The sequence below is a fragment of the Bilifractor sp. LCP19S3_H10 genome (genome assembly GCF_052119185.1).
Classification (GTDB): domain Bacteria; phylum Bacillota; class Clostridia; order Lachnospirales; family Lachnospiraceae; genus Bilifractor.
Window position 1 is genome coordinate 68,703 of record NZ_JBQKFT010000011.1, and the last position, 21,741, is coordinate 90,443.

Below are 21,741 nucleotides of genomic sequence, written 5' to 3' on the forward strand. Positions count from 1 at the left end.
CGCGTTCTGCTTCCCGCGGGACAGTTCCCGGAACAGCCGTCCATCCATGATCCCGACACTTCTTTTTGAATTTTCTCAACGCCATGGGCATAAAGCAAAGCTTCCGTCCAGTCTCCTGACACTTCTTATACATGAAACAGTTTTCCGTTCCGGACAAACGCAAGGTCTCCGGCATTCAGATCCTTCCCGTACAGCTCCTCATCCCCTGCGGTGATGCTCATTTCCATGCCAGAAGCATCCTCAAGCAGAACGGATACCGGGACATCCGTATTCTCCGGCAGTTCCTCGCATCCATAGTCCGCCTCCGAAATCCGGAGGATCCGGAAGATCCTCTCCTCCGTGGCCAGATATCCACGTGTCTTCTCCATGATGCTCCGCATGTTTTGCAGGTCCGCCATCACATCACCGGTCTCCAGAGAATGATTCGCGCCCTCTGTGATGTACAGGGGAACCATCTTCTCCCTGCATCCCTGCCGCACAACCTCCGTCTCAACCCATGGATCACCTGTTCCGTGAAAGGCAATCCCGGATGCTTTCTCCATAAAATGAAAAGTACCGGCAACCGGAGTGTAATAGACATGGCGTACGCTCAGGCCATGGTCCCGCGCATAGGAAGCCGCAACCGCTGTTCCGAGGCTTTTCGACAGGAATACCAGTTCATCCGCCCTGTCCCATTCCATTTCTCCCAGAATATCTTCCGCCTGATCTCTCGCGATTTTATAAACGCCCTCCATTTTCTCCTCATTGCCGATCAGATCTTTCTTTCCGGAAAGATCATGGAAGCAGACTTTCACGATCTGCATTCCCAGATTCTTCGCAATTTTCGAAGAATAATAGAGCAGCGGTTTATCACAATGATATCCGATTCCCGGAAAAATAACTGCAAATTTCATTTCTTCCTCCTGAAAAAGCTGCCGCGCAGGGTTTACCCACGTGACAGCTTCATTTTGCGTTCAGTCAAAACGAGATAAAACACGCTGCGCGAGTTTTATCTCGCTATCGCGACGCTCGCCGCACACGAATACTTCGCATTCGGCTGCGGCTCACTGTTCGCGTAAATCAAAAGAGCTTCTCATTCTTATCATACTGATATTTCTTCTCCTGCTCTTCCTCCTCTTCCTCAGGGCTTTTCCCTTTGTGCATCAGCAGGTTGACAAGAATCCCGACGATAAGAGCGGTGGCAATGCTTGTAATCTGCACATATTTCAGATCAAGGATGAGTCCTCCGATTCCCAGCACCAGAATTGCGCTGACAACATAAAGATTACGGTTGTCATTCAGGTCCACGGTCTGAATCATACGGAGACCGCTGACCGCGATGAATCCGTAAAGCGCAATGCAGATACCGCCGATGACGCAGACCGGAATCGTATTGACAAAGGCCACAAACGGCGAGAAGAAAGAAAGTACAATCGCCATGCAGGAGGTAAGAATGATGGTGGACACAGAAGCATCTCCCGAGATCGCGACACATCCGATGGCCTCTCCGTAACTCGTGTTCGGGCACCCTCCGAAGAATGATCCGATAATTGTTCCAAGTCCGTCTCCCATAAGAGTCCGGTGAAGGCCGGGATCACGGATCAGGTCTCTTCGAATGACGGATCCGAGGTTCTCATGGTCCGCGATATGTTCGGCAAATACAACAAGCGCTACCGGTCCGAACAGCAGAAGAACCTGAAGCACGCCAGCGACTCCCTTCATCGCGTCCGCGCCATTATGGAAAATTCCGAGGAATGTGAAATTCGGCACACTGAAAAAGCTGTTTACGGAAAGTGTGCGGAAATTATCGATCAGCGCCGAGTAGTCCACGATCTTCAGATATTCGATCCCTGCCGCATAACCAATCAGGGTGAAGACAGATGCCAGAACATACCCCACAAGGATACCGATAATAAATGGGATCATTCGAATCGATCTTCCGCCCCGGACAGATACCACAATCGTCGTGAAGAAAGCGCAGAGCCCGCAGAAGATCGCGATCAGATTGTATTCTCCTGCCGCGTTGCTCTGCAGATTATTCACCGCCGAGCCGCACAGGGACAGTCCGATCAGCGCGACGGTAGGTCCGATGATCACGGGCGGCATCAGACGGTCTACCCATCCGGTTCCAACCTTCGCGATGATCAGTGCGATCACCACGTATACCAGACCCGCAAAGACAGCGCCAAGAAAGATCCCGAGATAGCCGAAGGTGCAGGCACCGATCAGCGGATTGATAAATGCGAAAGAGCTTCCGAGAAAAATCGGGCTCTTTTTCTGTGTGCAGAGCACATAGATCAGCGTTCCGACTCCTGCCCCGAACAGCGCCGCCGGCTGGCTCATCACAACCTCCGTTGCTCCCTTCGTCCCCAGATTGACAAGGGTCGGAACCAGAAGCGTCGCCGCAATGATCGCCAGCAGCTGCTGAAACGCGTAAATCACATTCTTTCGGAACGGTGGCCTTTCCTCAACATCATAAACCAGTCTCATGTGTTTCCCTCCTCATATTCTTCACTCTGATCTGATTAACCAGTTGCAGCGCGGTTTAAGCAGGTCTGCTATTTTTTGTTTTTCTTCTTTCGTGAGAACTCCTTCCGGTCTTTCCGGTTCTTCTCCACCTGCTCCTTCATGAAAGCAAGACACTCTTCTGCCGTTCCCCGTTCAAAGGAATCTTTTTTCAGTCCGAGGGACATATCGTGACTGAGCTGAAGCACAATCATATTTTTTGTGACAATTACTCCCTCAACTCCCGCGAGCGGTATGGAATTTCTGGTATTGCTGACGACGGTGCGGATCTCATGATCAATCTCGACACGCATAAACGGATCGCTCATATGATAGGTCCGCACAATGTTTTCTTTCTCACGCCCAACCGCCTGCCGCTCTCTGACGATAAACATCAGAAAGCCGAAGATACCGGTCAGACCGGGAACCAGCCAGACTGCATTACCGGTCACTGCCGCACACACCGCAAAAACCAGAAACATTGCCAGAAGCGCGACCAGAGGAATCCGATATTTTCTGAGCCACCATGCTCCCATCGACTCCTCCACTTCCTTTGGACCGTATTGGTATTTATTCACAAAATGCTTCAACGGATAACCTCACCTTTACTAATTTGTAAATTCCAACTGTACATTCACTGATGATTCATGTACTCACTAAACAAATATGATACCATTTTGAATTCCATATGTACAGAAAAACGCCACACGAAAATTTAACATTGGCACCAAAAAAAGCCGGAAACCCTTGAAAACAAAGGATTTCCGGCTGTCTGGAGCATATGAGATTCGAACTCACGACCTCCACAATGCGAATGTGGCGCGCTCCCAACTGCGCTAATGCCCCTCTTTGTGAAACCATTGTCTATAATAAACCTTCGTGCAATGATTTTCAAGTAATTTTTTTAATTCTAAGCATCGATATTTTTATTCTGTTAACCCAGAATCCTTCACCGGTTGTCTTCTCAATATTCCGCCGCGCAGAGCATTCGGCAGTCGATATCATCTGCAGTATAGTGCTGTCGCATCCGTGTGCTCACTGTATGTTGCTCTGAATATTCTTCATCTGCAGTATAACTCTGTCGCATCCGTTTGCTCACTGTATGTTGCTCTGAATATTCTTCATCTGCCGCTCGATGTGCCGCCGCATATACTGCTCCGCGGACTCCTTGTCCTTATCCTTCAGGCTCTTCCAGAGCTCATCGTGCTCCCGGATCAGCGTGTTCCGATTGCTCTCATCCTTCAGGTATTCGACACGATAGCGGTACATCTGCTCACGCAGGTTGCTGATCAGCTGGATCAGTCTTCGATTGCCGGTCGCCTCATAGATGATGGCATGGAAGTCCTCATCGGCGCGCGCAAGCTCTGTGACCCCGGCCTTTCCAATCATTTTCTCAAAGTTCCGGCTTGCCTGATAAAGCCGGTCCAGTCCCTCAGGCGTAATCCGCTCCAGTGCGAGATCAACCGCCATCTCCTCGAGACCGAGGCGCACCTCCAGAACATCCCTCAGATCCTGCTCCGTGATCCTTGCTACCTGTGCGCCCCTTCTCGGTATATTGTATACCAGGCCCTCCAGTTCCAGCATGCGGATAGCTTCCCGGATCGGAGTCCGGCTCACGCCCAGCCGGTTGGCGAGCTGAATCTCCATCAGCCGCTCTCCCGGTTTCAGATCGCCCCGGAGAATTCCCTTTCGCAGCGTCTGAAAAACGACATCCCGAAGAGGCATCCCCTCGTATTCACTCATCGTCTGTACCAGTTTATCTGTCTTCACGCATAAACCTCCTGCATGGTATCTGTCACCGGATATGGCCTTGTCAGAAAAACATCCTTCGCCAGTCCGCTCTTCTCAAGTTCTTCGTACGCCATCCGGGCATCCTCTTCCCGCCGGAAGATTCCGAAAACGGTCGGTCCGCTTCCGCTCATTCTTGCTCCCTCTGCCCCGTTTCTTTCCATAATCTGAATCAGCTCTGCGACAGCCGGATGGTGCGGTATCGTCACCAGCTCCAGAACATTTCCCATCGTGCGGACGATCCCGTCCAAGTCTCCCTCTCGGATCGCGCGGATCTGTCCGTCCACATCCGGATGGGGATAGCTCTCCAGCAGATCCAGGTCATGATATACCTGTCCCGTCGGAACGCTGTCCTCCGGCTTCGCAAGCAAGATCCGGCAATCCGGAACGGGCGGCAGTTTCGTCAGCACCTCCCCGATTCCCTCGGAAAGAGCCGTACCTCCCATAATACAATAAGGCACATCCGCGCCGAGTTTCACGGCTCTTCTGCAGAGCTCCTCTTCCGTCAGCCCGAATCCGAACAGCTCATTCACTCCTTTCAGAACACAGGCTGCATCAGCGCTCCCGCCGGCGAGGCCTGCCGCAGACGGAATTCTTTTTTTCAGAAGAATGCTGACACCATCTCTGACCCCGAATTCCTGCATCAGAAGCTCTGCCGCCTTCCAGGCCAGATTCCTGCTGTCCGCCGGCACTCCTGGTACATCGCACGCAAGCGAAATCCCTGCAGAATCCTTTTTCTGCAAAACCAGTGTATCGCAGACGTCGACCGTCTGCATCACCATCCGGACCAGATGATAGCCGTCCGGACGCCTTCCGACAACATCCAGACTCAGATTAATCTTTGCTCTTGCTTTTAATTCCATGGCTGCTCCATCCCTGTGTGACAGATTCCCAACGAGATAAAACACTCTGCGCGAGTTTTATCTCGCTATCGCGACGCTCGCCGCACACGAATGCTTCGCATTCGGCTGCGGCTCACTGTTCGCGTAAATAAAAATGTGTTAATTGTCTGATTACTGCTTGCAGTAGCCTCTGCGCAATTTTATAATCAATAGCGTACGATGATCTGTTTCATCAGCTTCATAGCCGGAAGCATTTCATGTTCTGTTCCATCGTTTTCATAACCGGGGAGCATTTCATGCACAATTCCAATCAGCAGAAAAACGGGGGAAATTATATGCTGCGTTCACTTATCTCGATATTATTTGCTGTTCTTTACCTGATTCTGACACTTCCTGTGCTCGGAATCATAACCCTCATTCATCGAAAAGATCCCGAAAAAGCAGGCCGGATTTCTCAGGTCATGATCCGGTGGGCGTTTCGCGTACTCTGCGTGCTCGCCGGCATCCGCATCACCGCTATCGGACAGGAAAATATTCCGGATGACCGCGGCGCCGTCTTCATCGGCAACCACCGCAGTATCTATGATGTCATCATAACTTATCCGTTTATGAAAACCATGGGCGGATACATCGCCAAGGATTCAATCGAGAAAGTACCGATTTTCAACATCTGGATGCGCTACATCTACTGCTTCTTCCTGAACCGGAATGATCTGAAACAGGGAATGCAGGTAATTCTCGATGCAATCGCACAGGTCAAATCCGGCAAATTCGTCTTTATTTTCCCAGAAGGTACCCGGAACAAGGCGGAGTCAGACACGCCTCTCCTGGAATTTCACGAAGGAAGCTTCCGTGTAGCAACGAAGAGCGGCGCGCCGATCATTCCGGTGTCCATTTCCAACTCCGTCAACATCTTCGAGCGGCATTTTCCCTGGCTGAAGGCCACACATGTCATCATCGAATTCGGAAAGCCGATCGATCCCGCGACTCTATCCCGTGAAGAGAAGAAGCATGTCGGTGAATACACCCGGAAGATCATGACGCAGACCCTCGAGCGCAATGCCAGCCTCCTGTAGGCCGGCCGCCTGATGGCGATCTGACGGAATACCATTCTCCTCTGAGCCGGCCGCCTGATGGCGGTCTGCCGGAATATCACTCTCCTCTGAGCTGACCGCCGAACAGGATTTCCTGTCCACGATAAAGATGTCATATTCAAAAGATAACTTATTCACGCTAAAAAGTCCATGGAATTCTTTCTTCAAAGAACCCCATGGATTTTTCATGTCCGGTTTCCGCCACCGGCCTTATGGCTGAATATCTTCAAACACAACCGTTGATCCATCTGTCTTCACCAGCTCATAATCCTCCAGCGAGCGGACAGTGCGGTCCATTCTCGGTACGCGATAAACGAGTCGGCACAGCCAGATGCTCGGATTATTGCGTGAATCAATATTGGTAGAGATGTAGTCCGGCGCCGTCAGGAAATTCATCAGAAGACAGCTTGTAAGGATGTCGAACAGAAGATTCATAAAGGAGGAGCCGCTTCTGTGATTAAAATCCGAAATCTGTCCGCGGATGTACTCCCCGCGCTGCTTCCGATACCACCTCAGCACTCTCACATCGATCGATTCAATTGCAAATACGCCCTCATAGGCATCTACAACCTCACACACCTGATCCGATATGGCATTGTAATTGTCTTCCTCCGTATGGATATTCAGCAGTACCGGAACCTGACCATCGATCTCGTGGAGAGCCTCCTCCAGCGTCGGAATCTCCTCCTCTGAATCTCCAAGTTTCAGTTCCTTCAGTTCGTCCAGGACACTGTTCTCCACAGAGCCTTCTATTCCCGTCATCCGCTCCAGTCTGGAGTCTGCAAAAACAACAGGCACCCCGTCACGAGTCAGTCTCACGTCGAGGTTCAGACCATAGCCGTGATCAATGGCAGCGCGGATCGCCGCCATGCTGTTCTCCGGAATCCTGCCATCCTCTCCCCGGTACCCTCTTCTCGCATAATCATAACGGCGGATTTCGCTGATATCCGGTTTGTTCCAGATTCTCGGTTTCACCGCAAACGTCCACGCAGCAACTGTGCCGATGCAGACACCTGCCACCTTCTTAAATGTCTTACCCATAGCAACACCCTCCAGGCTTTTCTGTATGTATTCTGTGCCGGTATCTCTCCGGTTTCGGAATTTTTCATTTACCTGCTCAGTAAACGCCCATACGATAAATCGTGCTACAAACTGTACAAGTCCCCGCGTCACTTCGCTGCTTCGCAGCTTCCGTGCATGCTTCGCATGCCCAAAGGCCACCTGCTGGACAACGGTTTTATACAGTATAACACAGGCATCTCCAAAATCAAAGAAATACCGGTCATTTTTCAGCCCGTCCCGTGCCGCCGGGACTTATTCCTATTACATGTACAGGATTCAGGCCCCACAGAAGCTTGTCCGTGTCAGAGCACTTATTTGTCCAGAAGGTCCGTCATACTCGACAGTGCGATCGCAACTGTCGACATATTGTGAAGGGCAGCTGTTGTCCCGGGCATCATAACTCCTGTCACACCCAGAATGATCAGCAAGGTATTGAATACCATAATCTTCCTGTAGTTACGGTTGATCCTTTTGACCAGAGCGTCTGAAATTCTCCGCAGTGTTACAAGCTCATTTCCTGTTTGTCAACCCAGACATTAGTTGTACACAGATATGCAAGTAATGCAGATTTCCCTGATCTCTGCAGCAGGATCAGCTGTGAACAGAATTGCATTCGGTAAACCGTCATGCAATAAACCACACACTTAAGACAACACCACATACTGTACTTCGAAGAGATGACAAATACTTCTCATTTGCGGTCGCATTGACTGAGTGCCTTGTAGGATGCTTCGCTCAGACAACGCGCCATTGCTCTCGCCTCCTGCTGTGCCTCCTCCGGTTCTATTCCCGCGTCTGTCAGCATCTTACACAAAAATGTAATCCGGTCACAATACGCGCAGGCAATGGAGCGTCCTGAATCAGACAGAGATATTTTCTTTCGGGGCGAGATATGAATCAGCCCTTCTCCCTCCAGCTGCTGGAGCATATTGTGAACACTGGCTCTGGAGAATTTCAATACGTTCGCAATATCTATGGAACGCACCTCCTCCCGGTCCTCCTCAAGCTTCAGGATTGTGTATAAGTAGCCCTGCATCGCATCTGTAATCATCCCTTCTCCTCCATCGAAAACAACAACCGGCAGTGCGGTTTGCTGATCAGCAAAACATATGGTGTCATATTGGTCTTATAATGGTGTCGAATCAATGGTAAATGTCCTGTACAAAGTATAATATATTCGAATATATATTTGTTAGCTCGTATATGTATTAGATGCCATTAACCTCTGTAAAGTTTATAATTCTCCATATCTGTTGTCAATAAAAGATTATGTTTTTTTAATTTATCTATTGACAAAACAATTCGTATGCGTTAAGATAATCATCGCTGGTTGAAAAACAGCCGTGTGTGATTAGCTCAGCTGGATAGAGCGTTTGGCTACGGACCAAAAGGCCGGGGGTTCGAATCCTCTATCACACGCTACAAACGAAAAGGCTTCCGATTTCTGAAGAGATCGGAAGCCTTTTTGTATCACGGAACACCTGTGAACCCTTTTGCGTGTTCCTTTCCTTTTCACCGCACACAAAAAAGAGCCCTGTTGCCCGATCGCCGGCAGGCTCTTTTCCCTTATCTCTCAGGCAGGCTCTTTTCCCTTATCTCTCATATATTTTTATATATCCCGCACATCATGTGTCCCGCACGTCATGTATCTCATGATGCATCTCACATATCATGTATCATACATCATAGTATGTGACACTTCTGGTCTCCCCGAAGGCCAGTCCGACCTCCGTGCCCTTCAGATGCTCTCCTACGATAATCATCACTTCTTTCCGGAAGGATGTCGGCTTGACCTCCGCGTGCTCCGCAGTCGCGTTAATCTCATACCAGCTATCCTCAGAACCGTCATCCGCGCAACTGCCATCCGAACAACCGCTATCCGCACGACTGCCATCCGCGCATCTGCCATCCGCGCATCTGCCATCCGAACAACCGCTATCCGCACGACTGCTGTCATCACAATAATCATCCCTGCAATGGTCATCTTCACAACGGTCATTCTTCTCTAAGCCGGAGGATCCGGCCGGTTTATTCAGCCCTGGCGCGCGGAAAAATCCCTTGACGCGGATGACTCTTCCGTATTTTTTCTCATTGGTAAACAGGCCGGTAATAAGCAAGCGAACATCCTGGACAGGTCTGGAAATGTGATAATAGAAAAGGGTCTGATAGCTGCCGTCTTCTGCCGTCGGAAGCTTAACCATATCCCCTCTCCGATGCCCCGCTTCCAGAATCCTTCTCCAGTCTTCATCGCTAAGCCGCTCCCAGTCAGCAACGAGGATATCCTCCCGCCGGAAAATTCTGTTCAATCTGTATTTCTCCGATCCCTCATCCAGCAGGCTGAGAATACTGCTGCAGATTTCCTCCGATGTCTTAACAGACGGAAACCCGGGAATCTCCTGCGCTCTGGATACAACCAGAAGGCCGGCATTTGCCGCTTCCGAAGTGAACAGATACTTCCACGTGTCATCCGGGCGCTCCGGTATATGCGCGTCCACCATGCACAGAATATTCCCCAGCGAATACCATCTGTCGATCGGGCTGTCATTGAGAATGTTAAAAAAATCATCCGTATCAAAAATTCCGGACGGCTCCACAATGACTCTGTCATAGCCAAGCATGCCCATGGAAATCAGCTTCGTCCGAAACCGTCTGCGGTAACAATCCCAATCTCCGGCCGTGACCATCTCCACATCGCATGCCTCTCCCAAAGCCTCCGTCAACAGCGCTCTGTCCACACTGATTGCCCCATAGTCATTCGCCAGAATGCAGACACGCTTTCCCTCTCGCAGAAACTTCTGCACATACCGGATAATAAACGTCGTCTTCCCGGAACCAAGAAGGCCGGTGATCAGATCGATCTTAACCTGCATCTACACACTCTCCTCCAGAGCCAGCGCAAGCCGGTAGAAAACCGGATCCTCCAGTGCCTTTTCCCAGTTCGGGTAAGGTGAGATAGTCCCGAAAACCTTATCCCTCAGCACCCTGGTGTCATCCGACTGATACTCGTTTGCGATGATCATGCACTGGCATTTTGGCAGAAGCTCGCTGTTTTTCAGCAGTTTCTGCATTTTACGGTTTGCCAGAACATTTGCCTCGGTCAGCAGAATCAATGCCTTTATCTTATTCAGCCTCTCCGTGATCTCCCGGGTGAGACGGGTCCCCATATCCAGAATAATAAAATCAAAATCCTGCTTCTCCACAAGCGTGTGAATCAGAACATCGAATTCCTCCAGGCCGATATTCATCATCCCCAGGGATTTTTCAAACGGAAGCAGATACGAAACGACATCCGTCTTGATGTTCTGAAGAATCGTCCAGTAGGTATCTTCGTCAGGGTGAATCAGCTTTTCCGCCAGCTCCGGAGAGGCGTAATTCTCTCCTGGAAGATATACGGACAGGCTCTGTGTGTCATCACATCCGACCAGAAGCACCTTCTGGTCCAGCATCTTAAGTTTTCTTGCAAGGGCCACACACACGAGGCTTTTCCCGCATCCCCCGATCGGAGAATAAACGGCAACCACCCTTGTCTGCTTCGGAGCCGGCGTCTCATCCTCCGCCTGTGCGGCAGATTCCGCCTCATCTTCTGACCAAAGGGCCATATCGATCTTCTCGAAAATCTCTTCCTTAGGCATGAACTCAACCAGAACCGTCACATTGTCCGGATATGTTTTTGTCATTTCGACCTCCGGAACAAGCAAATAGATCTTGCCGATCGAATGCCCCTCAAATTGACTGCCGTCTCCATAGGAAGCCTCATCGATCAGCATCAGATCCGGGTTCTGCTCCGTCGAAAAGTAGGCATCCACAAATCCCGGATCCGTGATAACCTGAACCTCGGCATTCACAGAATACCGTCTGATGATATCCTCCTCATACCGTTTGAGAAATCCTGAATCGGTGTCTATTATGATCAGCTGCGGTTTTTTACCTTCCATAATCACTGTGGCCCTCACTCTACGTTAAATGTATAATCCGCGAAACGAATAACAGTACCTTCACCAATCGGAATCTCCGTATTCGGGGCAATCTTCTGATCATTGATATATGTGCCATTTTCGCTGTTCATATCACTGACATAATAATTGATGCCATTCCAACCGATAATCGCGTGAACCGGACTGACTGTATCCACATCTGTGATCAGTCCGTCCGCCTCCCCCGGATCTGTCCCGATCCGGAACTTTTCCTGTCGGATGATAAAGGTAAGCGGATGCGGTGTGTTAATGCTCTTCAATGTGAGACTTTCGTTGTCGAGCTCAGCCGGAGACCGCTGCTCCAAAGCAGTGGAAAGGCTCTTCCAGTCGCCGAAATTCTGCTGCTTCTGATAGGCGATCTGCCTGCAGACAAATTCACCGCCATCGCGATCCGATACCAGATCTTCTATCAGGGAATAGAGCCGCTTCATATAGATACCGCTATGCCTGGACTCCTCAGGGATGGTTGCCGGAAGGCAGATCAGATACACCTGTCCTCCGTCATCCAGATAAATGCTGTCCGTATCCCAGATGACATTCTCCAGTGAAATTTCCTCATGCTCTGACAGAGCACTCACTCTCTCAAGCAGCGCCTGAGCCGCCTTTGTCACCTCGTTGAGATCCATATCCTGCGTCGCCTCCCCGAGCGTTCTGTAACGTTCCGGGAAAAAAGCCAGCTTGATTCGTTCGTTATAATGAATCCAGAAGCACGGAAACAATCCGTAGTCTGCTCCCTGTCCATTCACAAAGGCAAGGGCCCTCGTATCGAGCAGTTCTTCTGAATTAATCAAAAAATCCCTCATACTACATCCTCTGTCTGTAAGATTTCAGCTGTTTTCCGCCCCTCCTCAGATATCAGCCAGAGTCATTGTACATCAGTTCACAAAATTATACAACTGCCAGCGAAACGCTCCGAAAACACCAGCGAAACGCTCCGAAAACGCCGGAAATAAAATGCTGTCATTCGCAGCGTTTCCGGCCTTGCGGGTGTATTGAAACCATCCCGAAACGAATACTCTGTTTATCAGATAGCCCTGAGCATCTCCCGGAGCTCCTCGACCGGAAGCTGTCCCGGCGCGGATGCATCTCCGACGATTCCGAAGGTCATCGCTGATCCGGTAATTCTTCCGCTCACGCGGCTGAGTCTCCCAAGGTCTCCCATTGCCATCGTCACGAGCGGACTCGGGAACTGACGGTTCTTCTCCTCGGTAACACTCATAAGCCGCAGCACATCCTTTGCCTTCTTTGGCATGACTGCCACCTTCAGCACATCCGCCCCGGTTCGTGACAGTCTGTCAAACACAAGTCCCAGCTCCGGTTTTTTGGGTGTTCTGCTAAAGTTGTGCCAGGACGCGATTACCGGCATCCCCAGCTGATGAACCTCGGAAATCAGGAGTTCTGTATTGATCTCCGGATTCAGTCCCTCAATATCAACCAGAGAAACTTCCGGACGCCCGGCCGCATACAGAAGCAGTGACCGGTATTCTTCCGGCGTCAGCTGTCCATTGCCTCCCTCTCTCTTCGTGCGGATGGTGAAGAGAATCGGAGTCTCACCCAGAATTTCCTGTAGAGACACAAGCACTTCCGCCACCTTCTCCACGTCTCCAAGGTCCTCGAAATAATCGGCACGCCATTCCACAAGATCTGGAGACGCCGCAGCGGCTTCTCGTGCCTGTGCTTCCAGTTCATCCTTTCCTGTCCCGGTTAGCGGAACACAGATTTTCGGCAGTCCCTCTCCCAGAATCACTCCGTTCTTCAGATGCACCGGTTTCTTGACTGCCTTCAACGGCTTCGGCGATTTTGCAGGCTTTTCACGGCGCCACTCATAGAGTGAACGCTGTTTTTTCTCGTGAACTTTATTTCGTCTCATTTCCTGTCCCCTATGATCCGATCGCACATCCGCGTCTTTCTCCGCTTCAGGATCATCTGTCTTCTCTACGCTCTTCTCTCCGGACAGCGTATTCTCGTTCTCCCCGGGCAGCTCATTCTTGTTTTCTCCGTGCAGCCCATTCTTGTTTTCTCCGTGCAGCCCATTCTCATCATCTACAGACCGGATATTTTCGCCCTCTTTCTGCCGTTCGCTCTCAGCCTCCGCAGGCTCATGGTCCGCAGGTTCTTCCGCTGTCACGTTCATTTCTTCTGACGGCTTCACGTTCTCCGAATACTCTTCGGGTGTTTTTTTCTCCAGGTTCATTTCCGCAGAATTCCCGCACGACAGACTTTCCTCATCACGTCCTGCCGTCGATTCCTTTTCATCCACAGTATTCTGGCCTTCTGCCATCCTGTTCTTTCTTCCTAAAAATGTATTTCTTTTTCTTCGTCTTGTGAACCACATATCTTCTCCTTTGCCCCTGAATCGCCGGACTTCCTGCTATCGCGGCAGAACCTCGACGATAATATCTGCAGTCTAAAACAGCCCGGATAGGTTCCGGGCTGTAAAATCTCTTAATTATTTATCTAATTCGATAATTATGATCCCATTTGGTATCTCTGAGATCTGTCGTTCTTCTCCTGAATCAGACACAAATCTTCCTTCCATGCAGGAACCGGAAAAATATCCTTATTCCCTGCGGAGGAAAAATGCGCCTCTCTTCGCTCCCTATCTCAGTGCTTCTGGAGGAAATCCGGAATCTGGATATCCTTCTTCGGTGTCTTCGGGGCTGTCGGTCTCGACGTGGTTGGTGCAGCGGTCTGCTTTGGAATCGTGAAGCTCGGCATGGAATAGGAAGGTGCAGTCTTAGCTGCGGCTCCGCTTCTGCGGTTCTGCGAGGAACCGAGGATCGTCGGCTCTGTCTTCTCGATTTTCTCCGCCTCTGCGTCCTTTACATTTGCTACTCTGGCAGATGCATCATCCAGTCCGGTCGCAATCACCGTGATCTTGCAGGTATCCGGCGTGGAGTCGTCATACATCGCGCCGAAGATAATATTTGCGTCGTCACCGGCGAGATTCTGTACATAGCTGGCAGCGTCATTGGCATCCATCAGGCTGATATCTCCTGAGATATTGATGATGACATTGGAAGCGCCCTCAATCGTTGTCTCAAGAAGCGGGGACTGAACTGCCTCCTGAACCGCCTCAAGTGCTTTGTCATCGCCCTTGGAAGCACCGATTCCGATATGCGCCATCCCCTTGTCCTTCATAACCGTCTGTACATCCGCGAAGTCGAGGTTGATCAGCGCGGGTACATTAATCAGATCCGTAATGCCCTGTACTGCCTCCTGAAGCACCTCATCCGCCTTCTTCAGTGCCTCCGGCATAGTCGTGCGGCGATCCACGATCTCGAGAAGCTTATCATTCGGGATCACAATCAATGTGTCTACATTCTGCTTCAGTCTGTCGATACCGGAAAGAGCATTTGTCATCCGCTGCTTTGCTTCAAAACGGAACGGCTTGGTAACCACACCGACTGTCAGGCATCCGGCTTCTTTTGCCAGACTTGCAACCACCGGAGCAGCACCGGTTCCGGTTCCGCCGCCCATACCGCAGGTGACGAATACCATGTCGGCGCCTTCCACGAGCTTCTTGATCTCGTCCGCACTCTCCTCTGCAGCCTTCTGTCCTACCTCAGGCTTTGCTCCTGCTCCGAGTCCCTTTGTAACCTTCTCGCCGATCTGCAGAACAGTCGGTGCCTTGCAAAGTGTCAGTGCCTGCTTATCTGTATTGATTCCAACGAATTCCACCCCTCCGATGGACTCGTCTACCATTCTGTTTACGGCATTGTTGCCGGCGCCTCCGACACCAATTACCACAATCTTTGCTGAAGATTCAGCCTCGTTCGTCATAATCTCTAACAAAATGCTTCCTCCTTTATCTGACCAGAAACCTGAAGCAGGTCTTCTGCCAATTATTTATCTTCCCTCATTCCTTATAATCAAAGAAAACAACACACTTCCTATAATATAGTCTTCGCAGGAAATATTCAACACTTTTTCAAAAAAACGTAGGCAGCCACAGTCATCAGTATGCAGCTCCGCCATAGCCATCCGCCGTTCCGTCTGTCCCGTCGTCATAGGTGTTTTCATTTTCATATGCGGTATCCGTGCTCCCGTCTCCGCCCGCATTCCCTGTGTCTGTGTCTCCATATGCGGCGTCCGTGTCTCCAGCTCCGCCGGTGCCATCGGTGTCTGTTTCACCATATGTGGCATCCGTGCTCCCGTCTCCGCCCGCATTCCCTGTGTCTGCGTCTCCATATGCGGCATTCGTGCTTCCGTCTCCGCCCGCAGTGTACGTATCTGCCGTTCCGCCGTTTTCGTCCGCAGTGTCGGTTCCCTCAGCGGTCGTATTGCCAGCATCTGCCGTATTTCCGGAAGCAGTCACTGTTCCCGTACTTCCGGAACTGTCGGAGGAATTCTTCCCCGTCTCCGTCGTATCAAAGATGATATTTACCGTATCCTCCGTATAGGTCTCAAGATGAAGCGTTCCCTCCATTCCCGAAAGCTGAGGCAAAATCGCTGCAGCCTTCGACATTTTGTCCTCCAGAAGGGTATCCTTTCCCAGAAGGATCTTCACCTTTCCATCGTTGTAATACAAGGTAATATTCTGGTCATTGTCAAACGCGATCTTGTCCGGTCTGATGTCAAATTTGCTGATCAGCCGGCTCAAGGCCTGAATTGTAGAAAAGACGCTATTGTCTGAAACCGGAACGGCCTTTCCAACGGTCAGTTTCTTATCGGTTAGTCCGATAATCCTTGTTACATCCGTCAATGCCGGATGATACTCTGTGTCAGCGGAAGAATCGCCAGCAGGTTCGGAAGACCCGGATGAAACAGCCTGAAGTGCATTTGATCCATTCTCCGTCCGGTTCGCAGAGGAATCTGCTGCAGCTGCCGCCCCAGATGTCTGGGCTTTCTGCTTTTTCTCCTCTTCTTTTGCCGTCTTAGCATTGTCGTAGTCTGTCTGTGTGATATCCGGAACGCCGTCGCCGTCAATATCAATCAGTCCGACACCAGAAGTTGTCTGATCAACCATCCCGTCGCTATCAGTGTCCACCAGCCAGTTTCCATCCGCATCTGTCTCGGGAACGCCGTCGCCGTTGAGATCCACCAGCGTCGCCGTAAGGCCGAGCGACTTGTAATCGGTCTTCTGCGTGCCGGATGAAGAAACCGAAGAGGAAGAAACAGACGAAGCCGAAACCGATGACGAAGACACCACGGACTCTGTCTCCTCCTCGTCAGACGTTGGATTATCGTCCTTAACCGCCTCCAGCACGATTCCGTTTGCGTCGAAATAATAGTTGATTCCGTCCTGTTGAATATATCCAACAGGAGAATTTTCATTTACCGCGAGCCTGACACTGCTGTGGCCCATGTATTCCACATGTATAGATGAGATGAACGGTGCGTTTTCAGGCTTAATCGTCTTTCTCACATAGCACAGATACAGAGAATTCCGATCCGCGAAGCCTCCGAACACCATCTCCCTGATCTCTTTTTCCGTATACCGCGAACTCCCTGTCACTTCCGCATTTTGATCCGGAACATAAAATACGCCGATGAAAATCACGAAGCACACCAGAAGGCCTCCGACAGCCGCAAGGATAATCCGCAGTTTTTTCCTCCGGATCCTCTCCCGTTTTTTCTTTTCCTGATGTCCTCTTTTTTCCTGATCCAAAACGAACTCCTTTATTCGTGGCATCCGCACATGCTTCTGACGTACTGTTTGAACATATCTCCACGCTGCTCGTAATTGTCAAACTGGCCCCAGCTCGCACACGCCGGAGAGAGCAGAACGGCATCTCCGGGAACCGCATGTTCCGCGCAAGCCTTCGTCGCCTCCTCCAGGTTATCGAAGAAAGCAATATTCTTCTTCGGGAAGCCGAGCCGCACTGCCGTCTCTGCGATCTTTTCTCTTGTCTGTCCGATCAGTGCGAGAAACTTTACTTTACCGTCAAACGCCTTGATCCATTCATCAAAAGCCAGCTCCTTGTCGAAACCTCCCCCGATCAGACAGGTCGGCCGGTTCATCGCCTGAATTCCCTTAATGGCAGCATCCGGATTCGTGCCCTTAGAATCGTTATAGTATCTTACGCCGTTTACCTCGGCCACATACTCTATGCGATGTTCAACTCCCTTGAAAGCACATACCGTCTTACGGATACTCTCCACAGGTACACCCGCGTGATACGCCATGGCAACAGCAACCATGATGTTTTCAAAGTTATGAAGACCGAGAAGCTGAAGATCATCTGTCCGGACTACCGGAAGCTTTTCCTTGCCATCCGCGATGTAAATCGTACCGCCGTCCAGATATATTCCATGTTTCAGAACTCTGCGGCTGGAAAAATAGATCACCTTTGCTCTAACCTTGCTGCCGAATTCACGAAGTATATCGTCCTCATAATTTAGAACGCAGATATCTTCCCCGGTCTGATTTTCCGCAATCCGCTCCTTGCATCGAATATATTCCGTCATCGTATGATGCCGGTTCAGGTGATCCTCCGTAATATTTGTAATCGCCGATGCAACCGGATGAAAACTGTCGATGGTCTCCAGCTGGAAACTGCTGACTTCCGCCACCGTCCACGCATTCTCGCTCTGCCCGAGGACCACGTCCGTATAGGGTGTCCCGATATTTCCGACTACATAGACCTCAGGGAAATAATCCTTCATAATCTCGCCCAGAAGCGTTACCGTTGTCGTCTTTCCATTCGTTCCTGTGACAGCGAGCACCTTTCCCCTGCCGATCCTGTAAGCAAGCTCGATCTCTCCCCAGACCGGAATTCCTCTCGCGTAAAAATCCTGTACAACCGGTATGTCGCAGGGAACTCCCGGGCTCATGACCACAAGATCAATCTGTTTCGCCTTCTCATCCGGAAGACTGCCGAGAATGATCTCCACATCCCGGCCAACATTATCCAGAATCTCCTTCCGGTCAGCTTTCTCATTGCCATCGTAGATCACCGGCACCGCTCCCCTTGCCAGAAGCAGATGCGCTGCGCCGATACCACTTTTTCCGGATCCGAATACTAGTACTTTCTTTCCCTTTAACTCCATGTCCATGTCCCTTCCTATTCTGAAATGACGGTCCCGTTTCCGGAGCCTGGATATTTACCTCTGATAAATTCTGTGCTGCCCCTGACTCGCCGTATTACTTTGTGGCGAGGAGGCAGAGCAGAGCCGTAATAATCGTGAAGGTTGTCACAATCCTGGTCTCAGACCATCCGCAAAGCTCAAAGTGATGGTGAATGGGCGTCATCTTGAAGATCCGCTTTCCGTGGGTCAACTTGAAATACGTTACCTGAAGCGCTACAGACACCAGCTCAAAAGCATAGATAAATCCGACAATCGGAATGTACAGTGGCATCTTCATCATATATGCGCTCCCGGCAACAAAGCCGCCCAGCGCCAGAGATCCGGTATCTCCCATGAAGATCTTCGCCGGATAAGCGTTGAACAGAAGGAATCCCATCAGAGAGCCGACCACAGCAAAGGTAACGGGCGTGATTCCGCCGGAAAGCATCATCGACGATACCGAGAAGAACAGTGCAACCACAATCGTGACGGAGGATGCAAGCCCGTCCAGACCGTCGGTGAAGTTTACACCGTTCACCGTCGCGAGAATCACAAGAAACGCAAACGGGATACTGAACGCCCCGAAATCGACGGATGCCGCTGTGTTGAACGGGACGAGCATTGACAGGGAAACACCGTAGACATGTACCATCACATACAGAAAGACCGCGGTCACCACAATTTCAAGAAGCAGTTTCTGCCATGCAATCAGGCCGTCGGACCGGTGAAGTACCACCTTCAGAAAATCATCCAGAAAGCCTACCAGACCGAATCCAAATGTCAGTATCATGATCGGCACAATAGCGGGCTCCAACCGAAAATACAGAAGTGCCACAACAAGAATTCCCGCTATGATTGCAATGCCGCCCATCGTCGGCGTTCCCGCCTTCTTCAGATGAGATGCCACGCCCTCCTTCCGCTCTGTCTGATCTACCTTTTTACGATTTAAAAAAGGAATCAGCAGTCCTGTGCAGACCGCAGTCACCAGAAACGCAATAAATACCGGTAAAAATTCAATCCATTTCATCGCTTGTCTCCCACTCCTGATTTCATATGATAACTGACCGGTGCCCTGAAAAAGCCCGGTCAGTTAACACCCCGGTCTGCTTTTCGCAGACCCTGTGCCGTACACATTTATTACATAATTTGCGCATCCTGTCAACCGTCTGCAGGATATATTCCATCACTGATTCTCCGACAGATAATTTGAAAGGTCCTCATTGCTGACGCCATCGGTAAAGTAATCGTTCCCGCTCTCGGTATCCTCCGACCCGATATCCACGGTCGGCAAATCCGTTCCATCCTGCGCTGTTCCAACGGTTGTATCATTGCCGGTTACGGTGTTTCCTGCCTCGGTTGTAGAAGAACCCGTGTCAGCATTCCCGGAAGACCCGTCGTCTCCGGACGATGAAGCATCTGTCACCGTGTAAATCGGGCCGTTCTCACCGATGGAAAATGCTTTGTCAATCATCTGTTCGCTTGTCACAAAACCAGTATCCACATCAGAAGCCGTATAACCGTCTTCATCCGGGAAGATATTCATATATGGAAGAAGCTCTGTGAAGATGTTCCGGGCAATGCTTTCGGCGTAACATGAAGATTCCTGATTTTCCGCGTTCGGTTCATCAACCGTGACATAGACCACAACCTTCGGATCATTAAGAGGCGCAAATCCGATAAAGGAAAGAATATACTTGTTGTTGCCCCGTGGAAGCTTCTCTGCGGTTCCTGTTTTTCCTCCCATACTGTAGCCCGGGATTTTTGCCACATAGCCGGTTCCGCCATACTCCATTACCGTACCCATAGCCTCCCGCACCTTCTCGCTCACCGCCTCGGTATTCGTCCGTCTCTCGAGAACCGGGTTGATGGTCTGAACCACAGCACCATTTTCATCCGTGATCTGCTTAACGACGTGCGGTTTATAATAATAGCCGCCGTTGATGGCTGCGGAGATCGCAGCGGCCTCCTGTATCATTGTCACGGTAAATCCCTGCCCGAAAGATGAAGTTGCCAGCTCCACCGGTCCCATGGTATCCGCGTCAAACAGAAGGCCCGAGCTCTCCCCGGGAAGATCAATGCCAGTCTTCATGCCGAAATTAAAGATGTTGTCGTATTTCAGGAAATTCTTCTCGCCAATCAATGCGCCGATCTGCATCAGAGCATCGTTGCAGGAATACTTCACTGCCTCGTCAACCGTAACCTGCCCATGAGTGCCCTCGCAGGCAATATATTTATCGGCCACCTGCTGTCCCCCGTCGCAGATAAAGGTGGAATTATCATTCAGAACTCCGGTCGTGTATCCCTCCGCGACAGTGATCGGCTTGTAAACCGATCCCGGCTCAAAAGCATTTGATATGGTAAAGTTCTGCCACAGACTGCTCAGAGCATCCATCATATCGTCATTGCTCATCTTCTTGATTTCTTTCTCGGAATAGAAAGGAGTCAGATCACGCGGGTTATTCAGGTCATACCATTTATCGGAATCCAGTCCCAGAACTTCTCCGGTGTTCGGGTCCATCACAACGACACCGACATTTTCTGCGCCATTATTCTTCTCTTCATTATCCGCCTGCTCATTCTCATACGCTTCCAGCGCGTCACGGATAATCTGCTGGACATTAACATCGATCGTGGATACGACATTATCCCCGTCCTTCGCGGCAATGGTAGACTGTTCCACGTCCGCGTTATCGGTGTAATATCCATACTGTCTTCCGTCAACACCGTTGAGGATGTCTGAGTAGTATCCTTCAATTCCCCAGTCTGCGGTTGTGCCGTCATAAGTAAAGCCGATGGTGTCGCAGGCAAGTGAATTCAGCGGATACGTCCGGACATACTTTTCTTCAAACCAGACTCCCTTGATGTCTTCCCTTTCCTCTTTCTCTGCATCGGTAAGCTTCGCGTTTTCCTCGCTGGTCACATCCGTATATTCTTCGAATTTCTGTTTGTCCGTGATGGACAATCCGGTCTTCAGGATCTGATACTGGCTGTTCTTTGTCGCATCATCTGTAAGCAGCTTGCGAATCGAAGCCTCATCAATTCCCAGAACATCGACAAGCGCCTTTACCGTAGGCTCCAGATATGTCTGACTGGAAGTCCCGTCAAGGCCGCTCACCTCGGTATTCACGACCTTACAATCCAGTATGACATTATACTCCTTTTCACTTGATGCCAGAATCGTACCGTTCCGGTCTGTAATATCTCCTCTCCGATAAGGAATCGTTGCGCTCGAGTACTGCTGCTGTGCCTGTGTCTGCACAATACGCGCATAACGTTCGCCCTGAGAGGCATTGATATAGGTAATCCGAAGGGCAAGCCCCGCCAGGCATACAACAACCAGAAGGAACAGGCCTATAAGCTTCCTGCTCGTCCTGAGCCCGATCCGGCGCTGACGCATACGGCGCTCTTTTCTCTTCTCCAGACGTTCTCTTCGATTCGTTCTTCTGCTCAAATCAAATCTCCTTTTTCAGGCGCACAGATCTGTCT

18 protein-coding genes and 2 tRNA genes are annotated in these 21,741 nt (G+C 50.5%); 2 read left to right on the forward strand and 18 right to left on the reverse strand.

Annotated elements, in window-relative coordinates:
- Positions 1 to 125: 125 nt before the first annotated feature.
- The 6 genes from ACTQZS_RS09855 to ispE all read right to left on the reverse strand — a co-directional run bounded on the left by ACTQZS_RS09855 (position 126) and on the right by ispE (position 5,135).
- The gene (locus tag ACTQZS_RS09855; protein WP_441475649.1) at positions 126 to 893 is read right to left on the reverse strand and encodes an alpha/beta hydrolase; all 768 of its coding nucleotides are present in this window, start codon (positions 891 to 893) and stop codon (positions 126 to 128) included.
- A gap of 166 nt (positions 894 to 1,059) precedes the next feature.
- On the reverse strand, positions 1,060 to 2,469 hold the full coding sequence (locus tag ACTQZS_RS09860; RefSeq protein WP_441475650.1) for a uracil-xanthine permease family protein: 1,410 nt from the start codon (positions 2,467 to 2,469) through the stop codon (positions 1,060 to 1,062).
- Positions 2,470 to 2,537: 68 nt separating this feature from the next.
- Complete coding sequence (locus tag ACTQZS_RS09865) at positions 2,538 to 3,074, reverse strand: hypothetical protein (RefSeq protein ID WP_441475651.1); 537 nt, start codon at positions 3,072 to 3,074, stop codon at positions 2,538 to 2,540.
- A 183-nt stretch (positions 3,075 to 3,257) separates the two neighbouring features.
- Positions 3,258 to 3,330: transfer RNA gene (locus ACTQZS_RS09870), tRNA-Ala, on the reverse strand.
- Between the two features lie 249 nt (positions 3,331 to 3,579).
- Positions 3,580 to 4,227: a GntR family transcriptional regulator gene (locus ACTQZS_RS09875; protein ID WP_441475681.1), complete on the reverse strand. Its 648-nt coding sequence runs from the start codon at positions 4,225 to 4,227 to the stop codon at positions 3,580 to 3,582.
- A 23-nt stretch (positions 4,228 to 4,250) separates the two neighbouring features.
- Positions 4,251 to 5,135 (reverse strand): 4-(cytidine 5'-diphospho)-2-C-methyl-D-erythritol kinase, encoded by an 885-nt coding sequence (ispE, locus tag ACTQZS_RS09880; RefSeq protein WP_441475652.1) that lies wholly within the window; start codon positions 5,133 to 5,135, stop codon positions 4,251 to 4,253.
- A gap of 314 nt (positions 5,136 to 5,449) precedes the next feature.
- Here ispE and ACTQZS_RS09885 point away from each other — a divergent pair, with 314 nt between their 5' ends.
- Positions 5,450 to 6,190 (forward strand): lysophospholipid acyltransferase family protein, encoded by a 741-nt coding sequence (locus ACTQZS_RS09885; protein ID WP_441475653.1) that lies wholly within the window; start codon positions 5,450 to 5,452, stop codon positions 6,188 to 6,190.
- Between the two features lie 228 nt (positions 6,191 to 6,418).
- Here ACTQZS_RS09885 and ACTQZS_RS09890 read toward each other — a convergent pair whose 3' ends face one another.
- From ACTQZS_RS09890 to ACTQZS_RS09900, 3 genes are all read right to left on the reverse strand, one after another.
- The gene (locus ACTQZS_RS09890) at positions 6,419 to 7,249 is read right to left on the reverse strand and encodes a glycerophosphodiester phosphodiesterase family protein (RefSeq protein ID WP_441475654.1); all 831 of its coding nucleotides are present in this window, start codon (positions 7,247 to 7,249) and stop codon (positions 6,419 to 6,421) included.
- 332 nt (positions 7,250 to 7,581) lie between these two features.
- Positions 7,582 to 7,713, reverse strand: a complete 132-nt coding sequence (locus tag ACTQZS_RS09895; RefSeq protein WP_441098765.1) for a hypothetical protein — start codon at positions 7,711 to 7,713, stop codon at positions 7,582 to 7,584.
- Positions 7,714 to 7,961: 248 nt separating this feature from the next.
- A complete protein-coding gene (locus tag ACTQZS_RS09900; protein ID WP_441475655.1) occupies positions 7,962 to 8,321 on the reverse strand; it encodes a metal-dependent transcriptional regulator in 360 nt (119 codons plus the stop codon).
- Between the two features lie 294 nt (positions 8,322 to 8,615).
- Between ACTQZS_RS09900 and ACTQZS_RS09905 the strand changes: the two genes are divergently transcribed.
- Positions 8,616 to 8,689: transfer RNA gene (locus ACTQZS_RS09905), tRNA-Arg, on the forward strand.
- Between the two features lie 257 nt (positions 8,690 to 8,946).
- Here ACTQZS_RS09905 and ACTQZS_RS09910 read toward each other — a convergent pair.
- The 9 genes from ACTQZS_RS09910 to ACTQZS_RS09950 form a co-directional block, all read right to left on the reverse strand.
- Positions 8,947 to 10,140, reverse strand: coding sequence for a GTP-binding protein (locus ACTQZS_RS09910; RefSeq protein WP_441475656.1), 1,194 nt, complete (start codon positions 10,138 to 10,140; stop codon positions 8,947 to 8,949).
- Positions 10,141 to 11,205, reverse strand: a complete 1,065-nt coding sequence (locus tag ACTQZS_RS09915) for an AAA family ATPase (protein WP_441475657.1) — start codon at positions 11,203 to 11,205, stop codon at positions 10,141 to 10,143.
- A gap of 14 nt (positions 11,206 to 11,219) precedes the next feature.
- Entirely contained in the window at positions 11,220 to 12,047 is an 828-nt protein-coding gene (locus ACTQZS_RS09920) for an FHA domain-containing protein (protein ID WP_441475658.1), read from the reverse strand.
- 221 nt (positions 12,048 to 12,268) lie between these two features.
- The gene (gene aroD / locus ACTQZS_RS09925; RefSeq protein WP_441475659.1) at positions 12,269 to 13,525 is read right to left on the reverse strand and encodes a type I 3-dehydroquinate dehydratase; all 1,257 of its coding nucleotides are present in this window, start codon (positions 13,523 to 13,525) and stop codon (positions 12,269 to 12,271) included.
- Positions 13,526 to 13,848: 323 nt separating this feature from the next.
- A complete protein-coding gene (gene ftsZ, locus ACTQZS_RS09930; protein ID WP_441475682.1) occupies positions 13,849 to 15,027 on the reverse strand; it encodes a cell division protein FtsZ in 1,179 nt (392 codons plus the stop codon).
- A gap of 175 nt (positions 15,028 to 15,202) precedes the next feature.
- Positions 15,203 to 16,855 carry a hypothetical protein gene (locus tag ACTQZS_RS09935; protein ID WP_441475660.1) on the reverse strand — a complete coding sequence of 551 codons (1,653 nt, stop codon included), beginning with the start codon at positions 16,853 to 16,855 and terminating at the stop codon, positions 15,203 to 15,205.
- 11 nt (positions 16,856 to 16,866) lie between these two features.
- Positions 16,867 to 18,237, reverse strand: a complete 1,371-nt coding sequence (gene murD, locus ACTQZS_RS09940; protein ID WP_441475661.1) for a UDP-N-acetylmuramoyl-L-alanine--D-glutamate ligase — start codon at positions 18,235 to 18,237, stop codon at positions 16,867 to 16,869.
- 94 nt (positions 18,238 to 18,331) lie between these two features.
- A complete protein-coding gene (gene mraY / locus ACTQZS_RS09945; RefSeq protein ID WP_441475662.1) occupies positions 18,332 to 19,282 on the reverse strand; it encodes a phospho-N-acetylmuramoyl-pentapeptide-transferase in 951 nt (316 codons plus the stop codon).
- Between the two features lie 156 nt (positions 19,283 to 19,438).
- Positions 19,439 to 21,706 carry a peptidoglycan D,D-transpeptidase FtsI family protein gene (locus ACTQZS_RS09950; protein WP_441475663.1) on the reverse strand — a complete coding sequence of 756 codons (2,268 nt, stop codon included), beginning with the start codon at positions 21,704 to 21,706 and terminating at the stop codon, positions 19,439 to 19,441.
- Positions 21,707 to 21,741: the final 35 nt, after the last annotated feature.

Coding starts and splice junctions, on each gene's coding strand:
- ACTQZS_RS09915 (WP_441475657.1), bottom strand. CDS start 11,205: ATGGAAGGTAAAAAACCGCAGCTGATCATAATAGACACCGATTCAGGA.
- ispE (WP_441475652.1), bottom strand. CDS start 5,135: ATGGAATTAAAAGCAAGAGCAAAGATTAATCTGAGTCTGGATGTTGTC.
- ACTQZS_RS09890 (WP_441475654.1), bottom strand. CDS start 7,249: ATGGGTAAGACATTTAAGAAGGTGGCAGGTGTCTGCATCGGCACAGTT.
- ACTQZS_RS09855 (WP_441475649.1), bottom strand. CDS start 893: ATGAAATTTGCAGTTATTTTTCCGGGAATCGGATATCATTGTGATAAA.
- ACTQZS_RS09895 (WP_441098765.1), bottom strand. CDS start 7,713: ATGGTATTCAATACCTTGCTGATCATTCTGGGTGTGACAGGAGTTATG.
- ACTQZS_RS09910 (WP_441475656.1), bottom strand. CDS start 10,140: ATGCAGGTTAAGATCGATCTGATCACCGGCCTTCTTGGTTCCGGGAAG.
- aroD (WP_441475659.1), bottom strand. CDS start 13,525: ATGGCAGAAGGCCAGAATACTGTGGATGAAAAGGAATCGACGGCAGGA.
- mraY (WP_441475662.1), bottom strand. CDS start 19,282: ATGAAATGGATTGAATTTTTACCGGTATTTATTGCGTTTCTGGTGACT.
- ftsZ (WP_441475682.1), bottom strand. CDS start 15,027: ATGACGAACGAGGCTGAATCTTCAGCAAAGATTGTGGTAATTGGTGTC.
- ACTQZS_RS09920 (WP_441475658.1), bottom strand. CDS start 12,047: ATGAGGGATTTTTTGATTAATTCAGAAGAACTGCTCGATACGAGGGCC.
- ACTQZS_RS09900 (WP_441475655.1), bottom strand. CDS start 8,321: ATGATTACAGATGCGATGCAGGGCTACTTATACACAATCCTGAAGCTT.
- ACTQZS_RS09860 (WP_441475650.1), bottom strand. CDS start 2,469: ATGAGACTGGTTTATGATGTTGAGGAAAGGCCACCGTTCCGAAAGAAT.
- ACTQZS_RS09885 (WP_441475653.1), top strand. CDS start 5,450: ATGCTGCGTTCACTTATCTCGATATTATTTGCTGTTCTTTACCTGATT.
- ACTQZS_RS09875 (WP_441475681.1), bottom strand. CDS start 4,227: ATGAGTGAATACGAGGGGATGCCTCTTCGGGATGTCGTTTTTCAGACG.
- murD (WP_441475661.1), bottom strand. CDS start 18,237: ATGGAGTTAAAGGGAAAGAAAGTACTAGTATTCGGATCCGGAAAAAGT.